The organism is Rhizobium sp. K33 (assembly GCF_056501445.1).
Genome location: NZ_CP096478.1, coordinates 3,489,982 through 3,508,621 on the forward strand (window position 1 = coordinate 3,489,982; position 18,640 = coordinate 3,508,621).

Annotated in this window: 15 protein-coding genes; 8 read left to right on the top strand and 7 right to left on the bottom strand. The window is 61.9% G+C overall.

Translation table 11 applies throughout. The annotated features are described in order from the left end of the window. Positions 1-20: 20 nt before the first annotated feature. The 8 genes from M1E12_RS16880 to M1E12_RS16915 are packed head-to-tail and all read left to right on the top strand — an operon-like array spanning position 21 to position 9,424. Positions 21-1,127 (top strand): NAD-dependent epimerase/dehydratase family protein, encoded by a 1,107-nt coding sequence (locus tag M1E12_RS16880; protein ID WP_479562654.1) that lies wholly within the window; start codon positions 21-23, stop codon positions 1,125-1,127. Continuing rightward, complete coding sequence (locus M1E12_RS16885) at positions 1,124-3,157, top strand: NAD-dependent epimerase/dehydratase family protein (protein WP_479562655.1); 2,034 nt, start codon at positions 1,124-1,126, stop codon at positions 3,155-3,157. Before M1E12_RS16880 ends, M1E12_RS16885 begins: the two co-directional genes overlap by 4 nt. Further along, entirely contained in the window at positions 3,154-4,275 is a 1,122-nt protein-coding gene (locus tag M1E12_RS16890) for a glycosyltransferase family 4 protein (RefSeq protein ID WP_479562656.1), read from the top strand. Before M1E12_RS16885 ends, M1E12_RS16890 begins: the two co-directional genes overlap by 4 nt. Further along, on the top strand, positions 4,272-5,402 hold the full coding sequence (locus M1E12_RS16895; RefSeq protein WP_479562657.1) for a CgeB family protein: 1,131 nt from the start codon (positions 4,272-4,274) through the stop codon (positions 5,400-5,402). The genes M1E12_RS16890 and M1E12_RS16895 overlap by 4 nt, the downstream gene beginning before the upstream one ends. After that, positions 5,399-6,490, top strand: a complete 1,092-nt coding sequence (locus tag M1E12_RS16900; protein ID WP_479562658.1) for a CgeB family protein — start codon at positions 5,399-5,401, stop codon at positions 6,488-6,490. The genes M1E12_RS16895 and M1E12_RS16900 overlap by 4 nt, the downstream gene beginning before the upstream one ends. Then, positions 6,487-7,611, top strand: a complete 1,125-nt coding sequence (locus tag M1E12_RS16905; protein ID WP_479562659.1) for a CgeB family protein — start codon at positions 6,487-6,489, stop codon at positions 7,609-7,611. Before M1E12_RS16900 ends, M1E12_RS16905 begins: the two co-directional genes overlap by 4 nt. Before the next feature lie 11 nt (positions 7,612-7,622). Then, positions 7,623-8,660: a UDP-glucuronic acid decarboxylase family protein gene (locus M1E12_RS16910; protein WP_479562660.1), complete on the top strand. Its 1,038-nt coding sequence runs from the start codon at positions 7,623-7,625 to the stop codon at positions 8,658-8,660. Between the two features lie 2 nt (positions 8,661-8,662). Then, the gene (locus tag M1E12_RS16915) at positions 8,663-9,424 is read left to right on the top strand and encodes a TIGR04290 family methyltransferase (protein ID WP_479562661.1); all 762 of its coding nucleotides are present in this window, start codon (positions 8,663-8,665) and stop codon (positions 9,422-9,424) included. A 47-nt stretch (positions 9,425-9,471) separates the two neighbouring features. Here the strand turns inward: M1E12_RS16915 and M1E12_RS16920 are convergent, their stop codons facing one another. Genes M1E12_RS16920 through M1E12_RS16950 form a run of 7 tightly spaced genes read right to left on the bottom strand, consistent with a single transcriptional unit; the run spans position 9,472 to position 18,468 of the window. Beyond that, a complete protein-coding gene (locus tag M1E12_RS16920) occupies positions 9,472-11,211 on the bottom strand; it encodes an ABC transporter ATP-binding protein (protein ID WP_479562662.1) in 1,740 nt (579 codons plus the stop codon). Beyond that, complete coding sequence (locus M1E12_RS16925; protein WP_479562663.1) at positions 11,208-12,062, bottom strand: ABC transporter ATP-binding protein; 855 nt, start codon at positions 12,060-12,062, stop codon at positions 11,208-11,210. Before M1E12_RS16925 ends, M1E12_RS16920 begins: the two co-directional genes overlap by 4 nt. Further along, a complete protein-coding gene (locus tag M1E12_RS16930; RefSeq protein ID WP_479562664.1) occupies positions 12,059-13,129 on the bottom strand; it encodes a FecCD family ABC transporter permease in 1,071 nt (356 codons plus the stop codon). The genes M1E12_RS16925 and M1E12_RS16930 overlap by 4 nt, the downstream gene beginning before the upstream one ends. Further along, positions 13,126-14,193, bottom strand: coding sequence for a FecCD family ABC transporter permease (locus M1E12_RS16935; RefSeq protein ID WP_479562665.1), 1,068 nt, complete (start codon positions 14,191-14,193; stop codon positions 13,126-13,128). The genes M1E12_RS16930 and M1E12_RS16935 overlap by 4 nt, the downstream gene beginning before the upstream one ends. Further along, a complete protein-coding gene (locus tag M1E12_RS16940) occupies positions 14,190-15,032 on the bottom strand; it encodes a siderophore-interacting protein (RefSeq protein WP_479562666.1) in 843 nt (280 codons plus the stop codon). The genes M1E12_RS16935 and M1E12_RS16940 overlap by 4 nt, the downstream gene beginning before the upstream one ends. Before the next feature lie 2 nt (positions 15,033-15,034). Continuing rightward, positions 15,035-16,000 (bottom strand): ABC transporter substrate-binding protein, encoded by a 966-nt coding sequence (locus tag M1E12_RS16945; RefSeq protein ID WP_136542077.1) that lies wholly within the window; start codon positions 15,998-16,000, stop codon positions 15,035-15,037. Positions 16,001-16,011: 11 nt separating this feature from the next. Continuing rightward, the gene (locus tag M1E12_RS16950; protein WP_479562667.1) at positions 16,012-18,468 is read right to left on the bottom strand and encodes a TonB-dependent siderophore receptor; all 2,457 of its coding nucleotides are present in this window, start codon (positions 18,466-18,468) and stop codon (positions 16,012-16,014) included. Between the last annotated feature and the right edge of the window lie 172 nt (positions 18,469-18,640).

The window sequence follows — 18,640 nt, forward strand, 5'->3', positions numbered from 1 at the left end:
TCGTATTTCAGAGGGTTGAAATGGCAAGGATTTTGGTCACCGGCGGCAGCGGTTTTATTGGTCGCCATGTCACTGAAGAGCTTCTCGACAACGGCTATCAGGTGCGCGTCCTCGATGCCCTGATCGATCAGGTGCATGGCGACACGGAGGCTGCATTGCCGGAAAGTGTCGAGGTCATCCGGGGCGATGTGCGCGACAGGCACATGGTCGACAAAGCTCTGGAAGGCGTGACCGGGGTCATTCATCTCGCCGCCGAGGTCGGGGTCGGCCAGTCCATGTACGAGATCGCACGCTATGTTGGCGCGAACGATCTCGGCACTGCCGTTCTGCTCGAAGCGATGATCGACCAGCCGATCAAGAAGCTGGTCGTTGCCTCCTCCATGAGCGTCTACGGAGAAGGCCGCTACACCACACCGGATGGCGACATGCTGGGCTTCCTGCGTCGCCGGCCAGAGCAAGTGAAGGGCGGCCAGTGGGATCTCCGCTCCGAGGACGGCGAGTCCCTCGTTCCGGTTCCGACCGATGAAGAAAAGCCCGTGGATCTCTCCTCCATCTATGCGCTCACCAAATACGCGCAGGAACGGCAATGCCTGATCTTCGCGGAAGCCTATGGGGTGGAGGCCGTGGCGCTCCGCCTGTTCAACGTCTTCGGCGCAGGTCAGGCGCTGTCCAACCCCTATACCGGTGTGCTCGCCAATTTCGCCGCCAGACTGGCGAACCATCAGCCGCCGATGATCTTCGAAGACGGCAATCAGCGGCGCGATTTCGTCCATGTTCGCGATGTCGCCAAGGCCTTTCGCCTCGCGCTCGAGAAGCCGAAGGCGGCAGGCCAGGTCATCAACATCGGCAGCGGACGCGCCTATCGCATCAAGGATGTCGCGACCTTGCTGGCAGACGCCATGGGTCTCGAAAACATTGCCCCGGAAATCCTCAACAAGGCGCGTTCGGGAGACATCCGCAACTGTTTTGCGGACATCTCCAAGGCACGCGAGCTGCTCGGGTTTGAACCCACCCACATGCTCGAAAACTCGCTCGGCCCCTTCGTCGAATGGGTCGCCAATGCCGGCGCAATCGACCGCGCCGCGGAGATGAAACGTCATTTGGAGGAGCGAGGGCTCGTATCATGACCACGCGCCCTCCTCTGACCGCCAAAGCGAAGCCCTTCGGCTTCGTCGAATGGTTTCGTCCCGGCGAGTACGAACGGGTCGACCAGGTCATGCCCGATCTGCTGGCCAGCGGCGCCAGCCATTTGCGTACGCACCTGTCCTGGGCCGAGTATCTCGCGCCAGGCGGCGAAGCCTGGTTCGACTGGCTGATCCCGCGTCTCGGCAAGCAGATCGATCTCTTGCCTTGCATCCATTACACGCCGCCGTCGCTGTCGCGGACAGGCCGTTCGTCAGGGCCGCCGCACGACCTCAAATCCTATGCCGACTTCATCGATCACATTCTAACCCGCTATGGCAGCCACTTCTCCCATATCGAGCTCTGGAACGAACCGAACAACCTGCTGGACTGGGACTGGCGCGAAGATGGCGATTTCCAGCTGTTCTGCGAAATGGTCGGCGGTGCGGCCTATTGGGCTAAACACCGGGGCTGGAAGCCTGTTCTCGGCGGTCCCTGCCCCTTCGACCCCTTCTGGCTGAACCTCATGGGAGAACGCGGCGTTCTTTCCGTCGTGGACGCCGTCGGCTTTCATGGCTTCCCGGGGACCTGGGACAGTGAAGAGGGCACCTGGGGCGGCTGGGACATGCATCTGGGCGAGATGCGCAAGATCCTGGACCGGCATAATCCCGAAGCCGAGATCTGGATCACGGAGACGGGCTATTCGACCTGGCGCAATGACGAGGTGGAGCAGGCGCGCCGTTTCCTCAAAGCCGTCAATGTCGCAGCCGACCGGCTCTACTGGTACGCGTGGTCCGATGTGGCGCCTGACATCGCAGTACAGGAAGGTCTGTGGTTCGATCCCCGCCATTATCATCTGGGCGCAGTCACGCACGACAACCAGCCGAAACTTCTGGCAAGACTTCTGCAGGAAGGCGGCGTTGAACGCCTTGAGACCGTCACGCGGCTTTCGACACCCCATGTGGCGAGCAAGGCGGCGCCCGTCGTCATCACCGGCGGCAGCGGCTTCATCGGCTCGAACCTCGCCGACAGTCTCTTAAGTGACGGCGAGGATGTCGTCATCGTCGACAATCTCGGTCGTGCCGGCGTCGATCAGAACCTCGCCTGGTTGAAGGAACGTCATGGCAGCCGTGTCCATCCGGCTCTGGAGGATATCCGAGACCTCCACGGCATAGAGGCGGCTTTTGCCGACGCCAAGGCGGTGTATCACCTCGCAGCGCAGACCGCAGTCACGACAAGCCTCGTTCATCCCCTCGGCGATTTCGAAACGAATGCCCGCGGCACGATCAACGTACTGGAAGCGGTGCGCAAGGCCGGCCGCAATGCGCCGGTAATCTTTGCCAGCACCAACAAGGTCTACGGCGCGCTCGAAGATGTGGAGATGGCAGAGACGGAAGATCGTTTCATCCCCGTGCAGGCGGAGATCCGCCTGAATGGCATAGACGAAAGCAGACCTCTCGATTTCTGCACGCCCTATGGCTGCTCGAAAGGCGTAGCCGACCAATACACGCTCGATTACGCCAAGTCCTTCGGATTGAGGACGGCCGTGCTGCGCATGAGCTGCATCTACGGTCCAAGACAGTTCGGCACGGAAGATCAGGGCTGGGTGGCCCATTTCCTGATCCGGGCGCTGTCGGGCGAGCCGATCTCCATCTACGGCAATGGCAAGCAGGTGCGCGACATCCTTCATGTCGAAGACGCCGTCGCCGCATACCGACTGGCGCTTGCAAATATCGACCGCATCGGAGGACGCGTCTTCAATCTGGGTGGCGGGCCTCAGAATGCCGTCAGCATCGGCAATGTGCTGAAGGAGATCGAGACGATCTGCGGGCACTCTATCGAAACCCACTATGGCGACTGGCGCGCTGGCGACCAGCTTTACTTCGTGGCTGACACCCGCAGCCTCGAGGAGACGCTGGGTTGGCAGGCGAGGACGCGCTGGAAGGGCGGTCTGCGCAGCCTGGCGCAGTGGCTGGCGACCCATCGCATCGCAAGCCGTGAACAGCCGACGCAGCTGCGGAGCGCGACCGCATGATGGCTCCCGCTCCGCAAAACCGCAATTTCCGGCTTCTGATGACCCTGGATGCCGTCGGCGGCGTCTGGCGCTACGCGCTGGATCTCGCAAGCGGACTGAAGGCGCATGGCGTCGAAACGGTGTTTCTGGGATTCGGCCCCGCACCATCGGACGCTCAAAGATATGAAGCAGAAGACATCGGGCAGCTGACGTGGAGTGATGCACCACTCGACTGGATGGTCGACGATGCATCACAACTCGACGCCATCCCCGGGATCATCTCGGACCTTGCCGCCCGGGAACGGGTGGACTTTGTCCATCTCAACCTGCCTTCACAGGCAGCAGGCTTGGACGTTCCTGTACCGATCGCCGTCGTCTCGCATTCCTGCGTCGCCACTTGGTTCAAGGGCGTCCGGGGTCAGTCACTCCCCGACCCGTGGCAGTGGCAGCTGGACCTGACGCAGCAAGGTTTCCGCAATGCCGATATCGTCCTGAGCCCCAGTCTCAGCCATGCAAAGCTTTTGAACGCCGTCTACGGCGAGATCGCCGGTCTCACCGTGATCCCCAACGCCAGCCGCGTTTCTCCCGAAAACTGCTCGAAAGATGAGCTCGTATTCGCCGCCGGACGCTGGTGGGACGAGGGCAAGAACGGCGCCGTCCTCGATGCAGCCGCGGCAGCGGTAGAATGGCCCGTCATCATGGCCGGCGCGACGCAGGGTCCAAACGGCCAGACACTTGTGCTCCGCCACTCGGATGGGCGGCAAGAACTCGGCCATGGCGAAACGCTGGCCCTGATGAGCAGGGCCGCAATCTTCGTGTCGCCGTCAATCTACGAACCCTTTGGCCTGGCAGCACTTGAAGCGGCGCGGCACCACTGTGCGATGGTCCTCGCCGACATCCCGACCTACCGGGAGCTTTGGGAAGGGGCCGCACTTTTCGCCGATCCTCACCAGCCGCGGGCCTTCGCCGAGGCCATCAACACGCTGGCTTCCGATGAGCGCCTGCGCCAGCGCCTCGCAGCAAAAGCCTGCCTCGCCTCCGAACGCTTCTCCCTGGAGGCACAGGCCAATGCGGTCATGCGCCACTACGGGCGTCTGTTGCATCCGATGCCCCATACTCGCTTTGCGGAGCAGACATGAAATTCGTCTTCTACACCCATTCCCTGGTTTCCGATTGGAACCACGGCAACGCCCATTTCCTGCGCGGTGTCATGCGCGACATCGTGGGCCGAGGCCACGAGGCAATCGCCCTGGAACCGGAGAATTCCTGGTCCCGCGACAATCTTGTCCAGGACCAGGGCAAGCAGTCCCTTGCGCGTTTCAGGCAAGCCTTCCCCACCTTGAAGTCGCAGGTTTATGATGAGCAGTTCGATCATGAGAGCGCGATCGATGATGCCGATGTGGTCGTTGTCCATGAATGGACAGACCCCGCCTTGATCGAGCGGCTGGGTAGGGCCCGACGCTCGGGCGGCAAATTCACGCTCCTCTTCCACGACACCCATCACCGCGCGGTCTCCTCCGCGGAGGACATCGCAGGCCTGGAGCTTCAGGATTACGATGCCGTCCTCGCCTTTGGTGAGACCTTGAGACAGCGCTATCTCGCAGCCGGATGGGGCAACCGCGTCTTTACCTGGCACGAGGCCGCTGACACCGCGCTGTTCCACCCCCTCCCGGAAGTCGAGAAGACGGGCGATCTCATCTGGATCGGCAACTGGGGAGATGACGAGCGGTCACAGGAGATCATCGAGTATCTGGTGCATCCGGTCCGGGATCTAGGGCTCAGCGCCAAGGTCCGAGGCGTCCGTTATCCGCAGCATGCCCTGGATGAATTGCAGAGCGCCGGGATCGACTACGGCGGCTGGATCGCCAATGCAGAGGCACCGCTTGCCTTCGCCCAACACCGGGTGACCGTTCACATCCCGAGACGGCCCTATGTCGAGACTTTACCGGGTATCCCGACGATACGCGTCTTCGAAGCTCTGGCCTGCGGCATACCCCTGATCTCCGCCCCTTGGGACGACGCGGAGGATCTCTTCCGACCGGGCAAGGATTACCTCATCGCGCGCGATGGCAGTGAAATTACGAGGCTGCTCAAGGAGGTTCTCGCCGACCCCGCATTGGCGAAGGCACTGACCCAATCTGGCCTCGAAACCATCCGCGCCCGCCACACCTGTCGGCATCGCGTCGACGAGCTCGTGTCGATCCTCACGCTTTGCGGGTCCGAGCGCGTCACCCGCCAACTCCCATCTCTGGAGGCCGCCCAATGAAGATCGCCTTTTACGGTTCAAGCATCGTGTCGGCCTACTGGAACGGCGCTGCCACCTATTACCGCGGGCTCCTGCGGGCTCTTGCCCTCAAGGGTCACGAGATCACCTTCTACGAACCCGATGTCTATGATCGCCAGAAGAACCGCGACATCGATCCGCCGCCATGGTGCCGCGTCGTCGTTTATCCCGGCACTGTAGAGGCGCTGAAGCAGGTTACCTCAGAGGCAAGCGCCGCCGATGTCGTGGTGAAGGCAAGCGGTGTCGGCTTCGAGGACAACATGCTGCTCGACCTCGTCCTTGCCAATGCACGACCGGGTGCCCTGAAGATCTTCTGGGATGTCGATGCGCCAGCAACCCTTGCCGAACTGCGAGCCGACCCGACCCATCCGCTGCATGCGGCACTCGCGAAACTCGATCTGGTTCTGACCTATGGCGGTGGCGATCCCGTCGTCGAAGCCTATCGCAGCCTCGGGGCGGCCGATTGCATCCCGATCTACAATGCGCTCGATCCGGAAACCCATCATCCGGTTCCGGAGAATCCTGACTACACCGCCGATCTCGGTTTCCTGGGCAACCGATTGCCCGATCGGGAACAACGCGTTGAACAGTTCTTCCTCGAGCCGGCGATGCGCCTGCCGCAGCAGCAGTTTCTCATCGGCGGTTCCGGCTGGACCGACAAGCCCATGTCTTCCAACATCCGCTATGTCGGCCATGTCTCGACCCGCGACCACAATGCTTTCAACGTGACCCCGAAGGCCGTGCTGAACATATCCCGGTCGAGCATGGCGGAGAACGGCTTTTCGCCGGCGACCCGCGTCTTCGAGGCAGCCGGGGCCGGAGCCTGCCTGATCACCGACCACTGGGAAGGCATCGATCTCTTCCTTCAGCCGGGCGAGGAAGTCCTGGTGGCCCGGGATGGGCAGGATATGATCGACATCCTCGCGAGCCTCAGCCGGGAGCAGGCCGCGGCCATCGGCCGGCGCGGCATGGAACGGGTGCTCGCCGCCCATACCTATGATCGCCGGGCCGACGAGGTGGACGCACTCCTCCGATCCCACGGAGCGCGGACAAGGGAGGCAGCGGAATGACGCTATCCTCCAAGCCCCTCGACATCGTCATACTCGGATTGTCCCTCTCATCCTCATGGGGAAATGGGCATGCCACCACTTACCGTGCACTGATCAAGGGCCTGAATGCCGAAGGGCATCGCGTGCTGTTTCTCGAGCGTGACGTGCCTTGGTATGCCGAAAACCGCGACCTGGCCGATCCCGATTTCTGCGAACTTGTCCATTACCAGGACCTCGACGGAATCCTTGAGACCCACCACGATCGGCTATGCGCGGCCGATGCCGTCATCGTCGGGTCTTACGTGCCTGAGGGCAGAGATCTGATCGATCGCCTCGCACAGCTTAATCTGCAACGGCTGTGTTACTACGATATCGACACGCCGGTGACCCTGGCCATGCTGGACCGCGGCGAGCACGCCTATCTGTCTCCGCAGCAGATCCCGCTCTTCACCGCCTATTTCTCCTTCTCCGGCGGCGAGGTACTGACCCGCCTGGAGCGGCAATATGGCGCGCAACAGGCATTGCCGCTCTTCTGCTCCGTCGATCCCGACCTTTACCATGAGACCGGCGAACCGCCGCTCTGGGACCTCGGTTACCTCGGCACCTATAGCCCGGATCGACAGCCGACCCTCGAGCGCCTGCTGATCGAGCCGGCGCGGCGCCTGCCGCATCTGAACTTCGTCGTCGCAGGTCCGCAATATCCGGCTGACATCGACTGGCCGCACAACGTGGAGCGGATCGATCATCTGCCGCCCCGGGAACATTGCGCATTTTACAACCGTCAGCGTTTCACCCTGAACGTCACGCGCGCCGACATGATCGCGGCCGGCTGGTCACCCAGCGTCCGCCTGTTCGAGGCCGGCGCCTGCAAGACGCCCATCATCAGCGATGACTGGCGCGGGCTTGATGAATTGCTGCCCGACGGGGAGGCGATCCTGATCGCGCGACAGAGCGAGGACGTGATTACCGTACTGACCGGCATGGACGATGCTGCTCGCCAAAGCCTCGGAGAGGCAGGCCAGCGCATCGCGCTCCGCTCGCATACCGGCCTCGCCCGCGCCCGCGAAATGGCGCGCGCGATAGACGAGCTCCCGACCCTAATCCGTCAACGACAATCCGAACGTCAGCAGAGATCAGCATGAGGAACGATGCGATGGTAACGATGAACAAGAACAGAAGTAAGCGCACTGTACTCGTCGCCGGAGGCGCAGGGTTCGTTGGCTCACACCTGACCGACGCCCTGCTGGTCCGCGGGGATCGCGTGATCTGCGTCGACAGTTTTCTCACCGGTTCGCATGCGAACATTCGCCCTCTGCGCAATCACCCGGGTTTCCGGCTTATCGAAGCCGATATCTGCGGCCTGCATCAGATCGATGAACCCATCCACCAGATCTACAACCTCGCCTGCGCCGCCTCGCCGCCGCAATACCAGGCAGATCCCGTGCACACCATGATGACCTGCGTCCAGGGCACCGGCAATCTGCTCACGCTTGCGGAACGTCACCAGGCATCCTTCGTCCAAGCCTCGACCAGCGAGGTCTATGGCGATCCGGTCGAGCATCCGCAGCGCGAAGACTATCGGGGCAACGTCAACTGCACCGGGCCACGTGCCTGTTACGACGAAGGCAAGCGCGCTGCCGAGGCCCTTTGTTTCGACCTTTTGAGGGCGGGGCGTGTTGATGTCCGGGTCGCCCGTATCTTCAACACCTACGGTCCGCGCATGCTGCCGAGTGATGGCCGCATCATTTCCAATCTTCTCGTCCAGGCCATCACGGGCGAGCCCCTCACCATCTATGGCTCGGGTGAGCAGACGCGGTCCTTCTGCTTCGTCAGCGACCTCGTCCGCGGGCTCATCGCCCTCATGGATGTTCCAGAAAACCCGCAGGCGCCCGTCAATCTCGGCAATCCCGGCGAATTCACGATCAACCAGCTCGCCTCGATGGTGCTCGCCATGGTGCCGACGCGCTCGGAGATCGTTTACCGACCGCTGCCGCAAGACGACCCGCAACGCCGGCGCCCCGATATCTCCAAGGCGAGCGAGCTTCTCGGCTGGGAGCCGAGAACTCCCCTGTCGGAAGGATTGCAGCAGACGGCCGACTGGTTTGCCACTGCCCTGACGACGAGGACTGAAGACATCGACATGCCGACCCGACCGACGCCTGCAGCGGTGGCACTGCCGCTTGGAGTATGATGATGGAGGGTTCAAGCAGATCATCCGATCCGCAGTTGAGACAGAGGATCGCCGAGCTCGGCCCCTGGTTCCACAACCTGCGGATCGGTGGCGTCGAGACGGCCCCCGATCACTTCCTTGGCGACTATCCGCGGTTCAAGTGGGAGGGCTTCCGGCATGTCATCCCCGATGACCTCGAAGGCTGCAGCGTTCTCGATATCGGCTGCAATGCCGGCTTTTACGCGCTGGAAATGAAGCGGCGCAATGCCGGGCGGGTTGTCGGCATCGATTCCGATCCGCATTATCTGCGCCAGGCACGCTTCGCAGCCGAACACGCGGGCCTCGACATCGAGTTCCATCAGATGTCAGTCTATGAGGTGGGACGGCTCCAGGAGACGTTCGATCTCGTCATTTTCATGGGCGTGCTCTATCACCTGCGCCACCCTCTTCTGGCGCTCGATCTCCTGTTCGAACATGTGGTTGGGGACAAGCTCCTGTTCCAATGCCTCCAACGCGGCGATGCCCGTGTGCCTGATCTCGAGGAAAACTACGATTTCTCCGAATGGGCCGTCTTCGACCGACCGGATTATCCCAAGCTGTTCTTCGTCGAAGAACGCTACGCCGCGGACCCGAGCAACTGGTTCATCCCGAACGGCGCTGCGGTCGAGGCCATGCTGCGCAGCGCAGGCTTTGTGGTCGAGCACCATCCGGAGCGCGAAGTCTACCTCTGCCGACGCGGCGAACGCCACTATGCCGTGGATCCTCCACCTCGGGTGGCAGGATAGGCGAACTCCTGACTGCGGGGCCCGCGGTAGGCCCCACCACCTGGAAGTCACCGCCCCACCAAGGCCTCAGCATGCAAATCGTGCAATTGCCGATATCGCCCGTCCCGGAGATCGAGGAGTTCGAGGGGATGTCCCTGCTCGGCAATGCGCCCTTTCTCGATAACCACGACCCGATCTGCATGGGCAACGGTGGCGAGACGGTGTGCCACGACGAGCGTCGTGCGCCCTTTCGCTAACTCTGCGAGGGACTGCTGGATGGCGCGTTCCGTTTCAGTGTCGAGCGCCGACGTCGCTTCATCGAGGATCAGGATAGGCGGGTTCTTCAAAAAGATGCGCGCAATGGCCAGTCGCTGTTTCTGACCTCCGGAAAGCTTTACCCCCCGCTCTCCTATAACAGTATCAAGGCCTGCCTGGAGTGAGGTGATGAGGCTGTCCAGCTGCGCGCGACGGGCTGCCTCCAATATCTCCGCTTCCGTGGCTTCAAGACGGCCGTAGGCGATGTTGTCGCGGATCGTGCCAGCGAACAGGAAAACATCCTGAGCAACGATCCCGATATTCGATCGCAGCGACTTCAAGGTCATGTCACGAACGTCGATCCCGTCGATCAGGATCGCGCCTTCCGTCACCTCGTAGAAGCGCGGCAGTAGCGAGCAAACCGTCGTCTTGCCGGCACCCGACGAACCGACAAAGGCAACCGTCTCCCCCGCCTTGATCGACAGATTCAGCTGCGTCAAAACAGGCTTTTCAGCCTGGTAGCCGAAACTGACATTGTGATAGACAATGGTCCCATCCAGGCGTGCGACCGTTTTTGCAGCCTCGGCATCCGCGATATCCGGCCTCGTATCAAGAAAGTGACAATAGCGCTGAAAACCGGCGAGACCTTTGGGATAGGTCTCAATGATCGAGTTGATCTTCTCGATCGGGCTGAAGAAGACGTTGAGCAGCAACAGGAAGCCGACGAAACCTCCTGCTGTCAGTTCCCCGCGCACCACGAACCATGCGCCAGCCAGCATCACGACAACCTGCACGAAGCGCATCGACAGATAGGAAAGCGACATTGACGCCGCCATCACCCGATAGGCCTGAAGCTTCGTCGACAGATAATTCTGATTGTTCTGCGCAAACAGCGCCCGTTCGTGATCCTCGTTGGCGAAAGCCTGAACGACCCGAATGCCGCCAACATTCTCCTCGACGCGGGCGTTGAAGTCCGCCACCCGGCCATAGAGTGCGTGCCAGGTCTGCGTCATCCTCTGCCCATAGACGGTCGTGAGAATGGCCGTGACAGGGACGAGGATTGCCGTGACGAGCGCCAGCGGCACATGCACCCACAGCATCAAAGCCAGGGCACCGATCAGTGTCATCATGGCGATGAACAGATCCTCAGGCCCGTGATGGGCCACCTCCCCGATCTCTTCCAGATCCTTGGTGAGCCGCGCCACCAGATGGCCGGTCTTCTGATTGTCGAAGAAACCGAAGGAGAGTTTCTGAAGATGATCGAAGGCCTTGCGGCGCATCTCGGTCTCGATCCTCAGCCCGAGCATGTGTCCCCAATAGGTCACGATGACCTGAAGCCCGGCGTTGACGACGTAGATGAGCAGCAGGCCGAGCGACGCCAGCACGATCAGGCCAAGCTCGTTCGTAGGGAGCAGCCTGTCGATGAAGGTCGTCACTGCAACTGGAAACGCCAGCTCCAGCAATCCGGCGGCAACGGCGGAGGAGAAGTCGAGTACAAACAGGCGGTCATGGGGACGGTAGTATGCGGCAAACCGCGTCAGGAGGTGCTTCATGACGCCGTCCCTTCCTTGTCGAGACACCGATCCACAGAGGCATCAACCGACATGACGCGTCCCCTTGGCACAATCAGCGGCGAGCCGGCGACCGGATCGCGGATGATGACGGAGGCGAGGCCAAACACCTCCTCAACCAGCTGTTCCGTGACGATCGAAGACGGCTGGCCTTCTGCAAGGACCGCGCCATCTTTCATGGCGATCAGATGCGTGGCGTAGCGGCAGGCTTGGTTGAGATCGTGAAGCACGGCAACGATTGTTCGGCCTGCAGCGTTAAGATCGGCAAGCAGTTCCATCAGTTCGATCTGGTGGGCGATATCGAGGAACGTGGTCGGCTCGTCGAGCAGCAGGATCGGCGTCTCCTGCGCCAGAACCATGGCAATCCAGACACGCTGTCGCTGCCCGCCGGAAAGCTCATGCACCAGCCGCCCGGAGAGCTCTGCAACCCGCGTTGCTTCCATCGCCCTGATCACCGCCTCCTCATCCGCCTTCGACCATTGGCGCAGGAAGGACTGGTGTGGGTAGCGCCCCCGCGCCACCAGATCCGCCACCGAAATGCCCTCCGGTGGGCTGGAGGACTGCGGCAGAAGGCCAAGGCGGCGCGCAACCTCTTTCGGCGGCAGATCACGGAGGCTCCGTCCATCGAGGATCACCTGGCCCGCGGCGGGAGCGAGCAAGCGCGACAGTGCGCGCAGCAGAGTGGATTTTCCGCAGGCATTCGGCCCGACGATGACGGTGAAAGCCCCGTCGGGAATAGTGACCGAGAGCTCCCGCGAGATCGTGCGCTCGTCGTATCGCAGGGTGATGGTGTCGGCGTACAGGCGGTCGGAGACGGATAAGGAATTGGTCATTTGCGACCCTCGCGAATGAGAAGAAAGAGGAAGTAGAGCCCGCCGATGCTGACCGTCATCACGCCGACCGGCAGCTGCTGACCCAGCGCATGCTGGGCAGCCCAGTCTGCGGAAAGCAACAGCAGCCCCCCTGTCAGGCCTGAGGACAGGAGCGCAACACCTGCAGAGCGGGCAAGGCGGCGGGCAATCTGCGGGGCGCAGAGCGCGATGAAGGAAATCGGGCCCGCGGTTGCCGTGACAAGCGCCGTCAGCGCCACGCCGAGCACCATCAGCAACAGTCGAGAACGCCCTGCATTGACCCCGGAGGCACAGGCGATCTCCTCCCCCAGCTCAAGCTGACGCATCGGGCGGGAGAGAAGCAGCGTCAGCGGCAAAAGAAGACAAAGCGCCAGCGCGACAGGCCGGAGTTGCTCGGACCCAAGTCCGTTCAGCGAACCCGCCCCCCAGATCGCAGCGGCCATGGCCACCGGAAGATCCGCCTCGCGGATCATCCAGGCATTGAAGGCCGAGAGCATGGCAGCAACACCGATACCGACGATGATGAGCCGAAAGCCCTGCACGCCCTGCCGCCAGGCCAGCAGATAGACGGCGGTGGCCGTCACGATGCCGCCCACCAGCGCGCCGAGCGCCGTCTCGTAATAGCTCCCGGATGCCATGAGGATCACCAGGAGCGCACCGGTATAGGAGCCCGCCGAGAAGCCGATGATATCCGGCGAGCCCAGCGGATTGCGCGTCAGGCTCTGGAAGATTGCCCCGCTTGTGCCGAGTGCCGCCCCCAGCAGGATGGCCAGCGCCACGCGCGGCAGACGCCATTCCACCACGATCATACGCACCATGTCCTCGCCCCGACCGGCAAGCGCCCAGAGCACTTGCGCCGGCGCAATGGGGTATTTGCCACTCAGGAGCGACAGCACGGCAAGTGACGCAATGAGCCCCAGCAGCACCAGCGTCAGGATGAGTGTGCGACCGTCCAGCCGCAACGACAGGCGGCCAGATCGCAGGCGCAGCACAAGCGAGGAACGACCGGAATCGAGCGTGTGGGAAGGATGCGAGGATGGCGATCTCATAGCCCACTCACCTGTCTGCGCCGCGCCAGCGCAATCAGCACCGGCGCGCCGAGGAAGGCGGTGACCACGCCCGCCTCCAGCTCGCCCTGAGAGAGCACGAGCCGTCCGGCCATATCGGCTGCCAGCATCAGCGCCGCGGCGTAGATCATCGTCATGGGAACAATCCATCGCTGGTCCGGCCCGGTGAACCAGCGGACCACATGCGGCACCATCAGGCCGACAAAGCCGATCGGGCCGCAGGCGGCGGTTCCCGCACCAGCCAGAAGTGTCACGGCAACCAGCGTCAGGATGCGCGTGCGCACAAGGCTTGCCCCAAGCGCGCGGGCGAGATCCTCACCGAGTGCCACGGCATTCAGCGAACGGGCGGTCATGAGCGCGATGACCAGGCCAAGGCCGATAAAGGGGGAGACGGCAAAAACGACATCCATGTCGCGCCCGGCCACCGATCCGACCGACCATTGACGCATGGCATCGAAGGCCTGCGGGTTCAACAGAGTGATCGAGGAGCCGATGCCGCCCAGCACCGCCGACAGCGCCACCCCCGCAAGCACCAGACGCACCGGAGTTGCGCGATCGCTCCCGCTCAATCCCACGCCCGCCGTTCCGAGCCCATAGACCGCGAGCGTTACCAGCATGGCTCCGAGAAGCGCGAACCAAAGGTAGGCGTTGACCGAGTGCAAACCCAGCAGTCCGACGGCGAGCGTCACGAAGAAAGCCGCCCCGGCATTGACGCCGAGAATCCCGGGATCCGCCAGAGGATTGCGGGTCGCCACCTGGATCAGCGCGCCCGACACTCCGAAGGCCATCCCGCACAGGAGCGAAAGCAGCGTGCGCGGCAGGCGGGAATCGACAATCACGATATGGTCGACCGCATTACCGTTAAAGGCAAACAGGGCGTCGAGCGTGGTCGAGAGGGCGACAGGCCGCACCCCGATGAGAAGGCTGGTGATCGACAGGGCCACCAGAAGGCCAAGACCGAAGACAATCCCGGCCATACGCGTAGCAAGCCCGGCCCTCACGGCAGGCGCCTTCTCGCCGGCCTTGATGGAAAACGCTTCGTTCAAACCCGGGCCTGCCCTTCGATCCAGTAGCCGACGGCATCGATGCGGCGCTTGTCGAAACCGAGCGCATCGCGGAAATGCTTGCGGCACTCCGAAACCGCTCTGGCTTCGCCGGCGATATAGATATAGCCCGGCCCCTCCGGCAGCGTGGTGATTGCGCGCGCGATGCGCGAAAGCTCCGTATAGCCCGGCCGCTCCGGGCGCAGTCCGTGGCAGGCGTGCCAGGTCACCTCCACATCCGCCACCGTCTTGATCAGCTGCCCGATCTCCTGACGATCGGCATCCGACGGGATCTCCACATGCACCACCGCCCGGAAGCCTTGAGGCAATTCCTCCAACACACGGCCGACGGCGGGCAAGCCGGTGATATCCGTCAGCATCAACAGCCACCGGCTGCCCTTCGGCAGCCAGAACCTGCCTTCCGGATTGCAGATGCCGACGATATCGCCGACCTTGGCCGCCATTGCCCAACTGGCGGCTACCCCGCCCTCATGCACCACCATGTCGAGTACCATCTCGCAGGTCAGGGCATTCCAGCGGCGCACCGTATAGGGCCGGTTCGGCGCATAATCCGCCCCCTCCGGCATCTCCCACCGGCCATTGTCGCCGAGCACCGGCAGCACCACTGGCGTTCCATCATCTGCCGGCACCGCGAGGCGCACCCACTCGTCCGGATGGCCGCTTGGCAAGAGCCGCTCCCCGCCATCAAGCTTCAACACCACACGGATCATCGACGGTGTCAGCCGGCCGATCGACACCACGGAAGCAAGGAAATTGTCCTCCACATAAGCTTCGTGGTCGTGATCCTCGGCGCCAGAGAGAGCATGCGCGTTCGCGTGCATTTTCAGCGCACCTCCCTTACGGCGGCGGTTTCCATGCGCCTGAGAATCTTCGGAAATGCATAGGGGATGGAGAGAACACTCGGCCACGACGCAGCCCAGATCTCCGAGGGGTCATCGAGCCCGACATATCGGCTTTCACGAACGGGCGAGAACATCTGAAATAGGCGCTGGCCTTCCAAGGCAGCACGGGCTCCAGGCTCGTACCACATGACAAGGAGGTCGCCGGCAACGCTCTCGAGATCTTCAAGACTCGCATCCGCCGATGTCTGACGGCTGGATGCCGCAGCAAGCCGCTGAACACCGGCCGACGGCTTCATCCCAATCCCGATCATCCAGTCGACGCGCGTCTCTCCAGGCAGATAAATGACGATTCGGCTGCTGCCGGCGAAATAGGAGCCAAAGGTGAAGCTCCTGCCCTTGAGACCCGGATAGACGTCACCATATCCGTTGAGAAGCCGGTCCGTCTCCACGACGAGCTGCCTCGCCTTCTCGTCCAAGGCCAGAACCGCACCCGCGATTTCCGTCTGTTCCTTCCAGCTCGCCCTGTAAGGCCCGCTCCTATAGGCGATCGTGGGAGCGATCCGGCTCAGCCTCGCGTATGACCCGGCATCGAGTTGCGAAAAGACTCCGACAATGACGTCCGGATCAAGACGCGCGATCTCTTCGAAGTCGATCATGCTGCCATCGAGCAGCACCGGCTTTGAGGTGCCGAACTTCTCCTCGCACCAAGGCGTCATGCCGCTTGCAAACATGCCGGAATAGACGATGGCGACCGGCTTGTGCCCAAGTGCCAGAAACGGCGCCTCGTCGCCGTATCCGATTGTGACAAGCCGCCGCGGCGCAAAGGGCAATTCGGTCCGCCCGAAGGCGTGATCGACGATCCGTGGATAGCTGTCGTCATTGGCGCGCGCGAAGCTCGGCGACAAAAGCATTGCCGCCGCGCTCATCGTCAAGGCACGTCGCGTCATCAGGCGCACGATCAGAACTTGAACTTCGTCGAAACGCTGAAGCTGCGCGGCTCGCCATAGTAACCGGTATCGAAGTTGCCGAGCCCGACATAGTATTTTTCGTTCAGAAGGTTTTTCACATTGAAGGTTATATCGACCTTCTCGTTCAGCTTGTATTTCGCCATCAGATCGATGAGAAACACGTTCTTCTGAGAAACGTCCTCATAGACATTCGCCGGGCTCCAGACGTAGCCGTAGATCTTGTCCTGCCACCGCACACCGCCGCCAATGGTCAGCTTGTCCCATTCGCCGGGCAGCGTGTAGGTCGTATAGAGCTTGACGACATTTTCCGGAGCAGACGTCTGGATGAAAGAATAGACCCTTTCGCCATCCGCCTTGCGGGCGTGGGCGTAGGTGTAGCCCGCATAGAGGTTCCAGTCGGGCATGATTTCGCCGGAAGCCTCGATTTCGAAACCCTCCGTCGTGACGCCGTCGACAGCCTCGTAGTAGTTCTGGCCCAGGACCGGGTCGTATCCAGCAGTCTCGGCCAGATTGTCCTGCTTGATCATGAAGACCGCAGCACTGGTATTCAGCCTGCCGTCAAACAGTTCGGCCTTCACGCCAGCTTCATAGCTATGACCTTCTTCAGGATCGAGATAGGCTCCATTCACGTCCTGATTACCCTGCGGCTTGAAGATGCCGGTGTAACTCGCATAGACGGACCAGTTTGAATTCAGGTCGTAAACCACCCCAAGATACGGGGTGATCTTGCCATTTGTCGTGTACTGGCTGGCGCCACTCCAGGTCCCAGTCGCGTTGTCGTAAGATCCTTGGTCGTCGTAATCATACCAGCTGACACGACTGCCCAGAATGAAGGACAGATCGTCGGTCGGCCGCAGCCTCGTCGCGGCATACGCACCGTACTGAGTCAGGCTGTTCTCGTATCGCCCCGTCAGATCGAAATCAGGCTCATCGGTATTGCCGTCCCAGGTGAAGAAGTCGGGAACTGCGGGATCGTAATTGACGCCGCCATAGCCATACAGCGGGCCCTTGGTGGTCTTGTGCGAGGCCGTGGCGCCGAACATCAGATCGTGCTCGCGACCGAAAAGCTCGATAGGCCCAGACAACTTCGCGTCCACTGTATCTTGGGTCAACCGGCCGGAATACTTGCCCACATACTGATACACCCCTGCCCCTGTCACCGGATCCGGATAGCCACTGCCAGCAGAACCCAACACACTGTCATGCCCGTTACGGCGATGGTTGTAGGTGAGGCCGGCTTGCCATCCATTGTCGAACTCATGGTCCAGGGTGACAAAGAAATTGTTGGTGAAGGTGTCGCGCCTACTCCAGTCTGTCGCCGGATTGGTCGAGACGTCGAAATCCGTCCGGCTGCCGTCACTGAAGAACATTGGCAGCCCTGTCCAGCTCGTCCCGCGAGGCCGACTCTGCTGATAATCGGCCCCAAGAGACAGCGTCGTGTTGTCGGTGATATCGGCTTCCAGAATGCCGTAGAGACTGAAAGACTTCTTCTCGTAGTGATCGAGGTAGGATTCGGCATCCTCGAACGAGCCGACAAGGCGACCGCGCAGCGACCCGTCCGGATTGAGAGGCCCCGAAACGTCAGCCTCTGTGCGATAGGTATTCCAAGATCCGGCAGTGCCCGTGACGGATGCCTGGAATGTGTCAGTCGGCTTCTTTCTCACGAGATTGACGGCGGCACCAGGACTTCCTGCCCCTTGCAGCAGCCCGTTAGCCCCCTTCACGATTTCGACCCTGTCATAGATCGCCGTATCGGGATTGGTCAGACCGAAGTCATAAACGCCTTCGTTCTGGATAACCACGCCATCATACTGGAACTCTCCAACGGTAAAGCCACGCGCCAGATATTCGGTCCGGTCACTGTCATACTTCTGGATCGAAATGCCACTGGAGGTTTCCAGAACGTCCTGCAGCGAGTTGCTCGCCTGATCTTCCATCCGCTGACGCGTCACCACGGATACAGACTGCGGCGTCTGGCGGATGGAAAGCGGCAAACCGGTCGCCGTGTTCATCTGCCCAGTTGTGTAAGAGCCGGTCCCCTCCGTTGTACTGCCCCCCTGCCCCTGAACCGTAATCGTATCCAGAACGGTCGAGCCATCTGCGGCCACACCGCCAGCATCCGCTGCCTGCGGACCGACGAGAGCCGCCGATCCTGCGCCGCTGACCCTCACCGCAATCCCGGTGCCCCGCACGATCTGCTGCAAAGCGGCGACAGGGGTCATACTGCCGGATACGGCCGTCGAGGTCTTGCCGGCGGCAAGTTCCGACGAATAGCTGATTTGCCAGCCGCTCTGACGGATGAAGGTGTTGATCGCTGCCGAGAGCGGCTGGGCGGGGATCTGGAAATTGATGGCCTCAGTGGCACCGGCGACGGTCTGGGTCTGCGCGTCAGCAGCACCCGGAGCAAACCCGGCCATGCAGGCCAGCATGCTGGATGCGAGAAGCACCCTCGTCCTCCGGCGACGACGCTCGCCCGTGATTGTCCCAACGCGTGGATCAGTGCCCCTTGCCATACTCTTGCTACCCTCATTCAAGACATGGAGTCGTCCGCGCATCAGGCGTTTCCGACCCCTCTGTCAGCAAGGACGCAGCAGAGTTCCAAAACCGGCAAAAAAAGTT

Excerpts from the sequence above, each read along its gene's own strand:
- M1E12_RS16930 (WP_479562664.1), bottom strand. The coding sequence starts at position 13,129 with ATGAGATCGCCATCCTCGCATCCTTCCCACACGCTCGATTCCGGTCGT.
- M1E12_RS16900 (WP_479562658.1), top strand. The coding sequence starts at position 5,399 with ATGAAGATCGCCTTTTACGGTTCAAGCATCGTGTCGGCCTACTGGAAC.
- M1E12_RS16945 (WP_136542077.1), bottom strand. The coding sequence starts at position 16,000 with ATGACGCGACGTGCCTTGACGATGAGCGCGGCGGCAATGCTTTTGTCG.
- M1E12_RS16895 (WP_479562657.1), top strand. The coding sequence starts at position 4,272 with ATGAAATTCGTCTTCTACACCCATTCCCTGGTTTCCGATTGGAACCAC.
- M1E12_RS16905 (WP_479562659.1), top strand. The coding sequence starts at position 6,487 with ATGACGCTATCCTCCAAGCCCCTCGACATCGTCATACTCGGATTGTCC.
- M1E12_RS16925 (WP_479562663.1), bottom strand. The coding sequence starts at position 12,062 with ATGACCAATTCCTTATCCGTCTCCGACCGCCTGTACGCCGACACCATC.
- M1E12_RS16940 (WP_479562666.1), bottom strand. The coding sequence starts at position 15,032 with ATGCACGCGAACGCGCATGCTCTCTCTGGCGCCGAGGATCACGACCAC.
- M1E12_RS16885 (WP_479562655.1), top strand. The coding sequence starts at position 1,124 with ATGACCACGCGCCCTCCTCTGACCGCCAAAGCGAAGCCCTTCGGCTTC.
- M1E12_RS16915 (WP_479562661.1), top strand. The coding sequence starts at position 8,663 with ATGGAGGGTTCAAGCAGATCATCCGATCCGCAGTTGAGACAGAGGATC.
- M1E12_RS16880 (WP_479562654.1), top strand. The coding sequence starts at position 21 with ATGGCAAGGATTTTGGTCACCGGCGGCAGCGGTTTTATTGGTCGCCAT.
- M1E12_RS16890 (WP_479562656.1), top strand. The coding sequence starts at position 3,154 with ATGATGGCTCCCGCTCCGCAAAACCGCAATTTCCGGCTTCTGATGACC.
- M1E12_RS16920 (WP_479562662.1), bottom strand. The coding sequence starts at position 11,211 with ATGAAGCACCTCCTGACGCGGTTTGCCGCATACTACCGTCCCCATGAC.
- M1E12_RS16910 (WP_479562660.1), top strand. The coding sequence starts at position 7,623 with ATGGTAACGATGAACAAGAACAGAAGTAAGCGCACTGTACTCGTCGCC.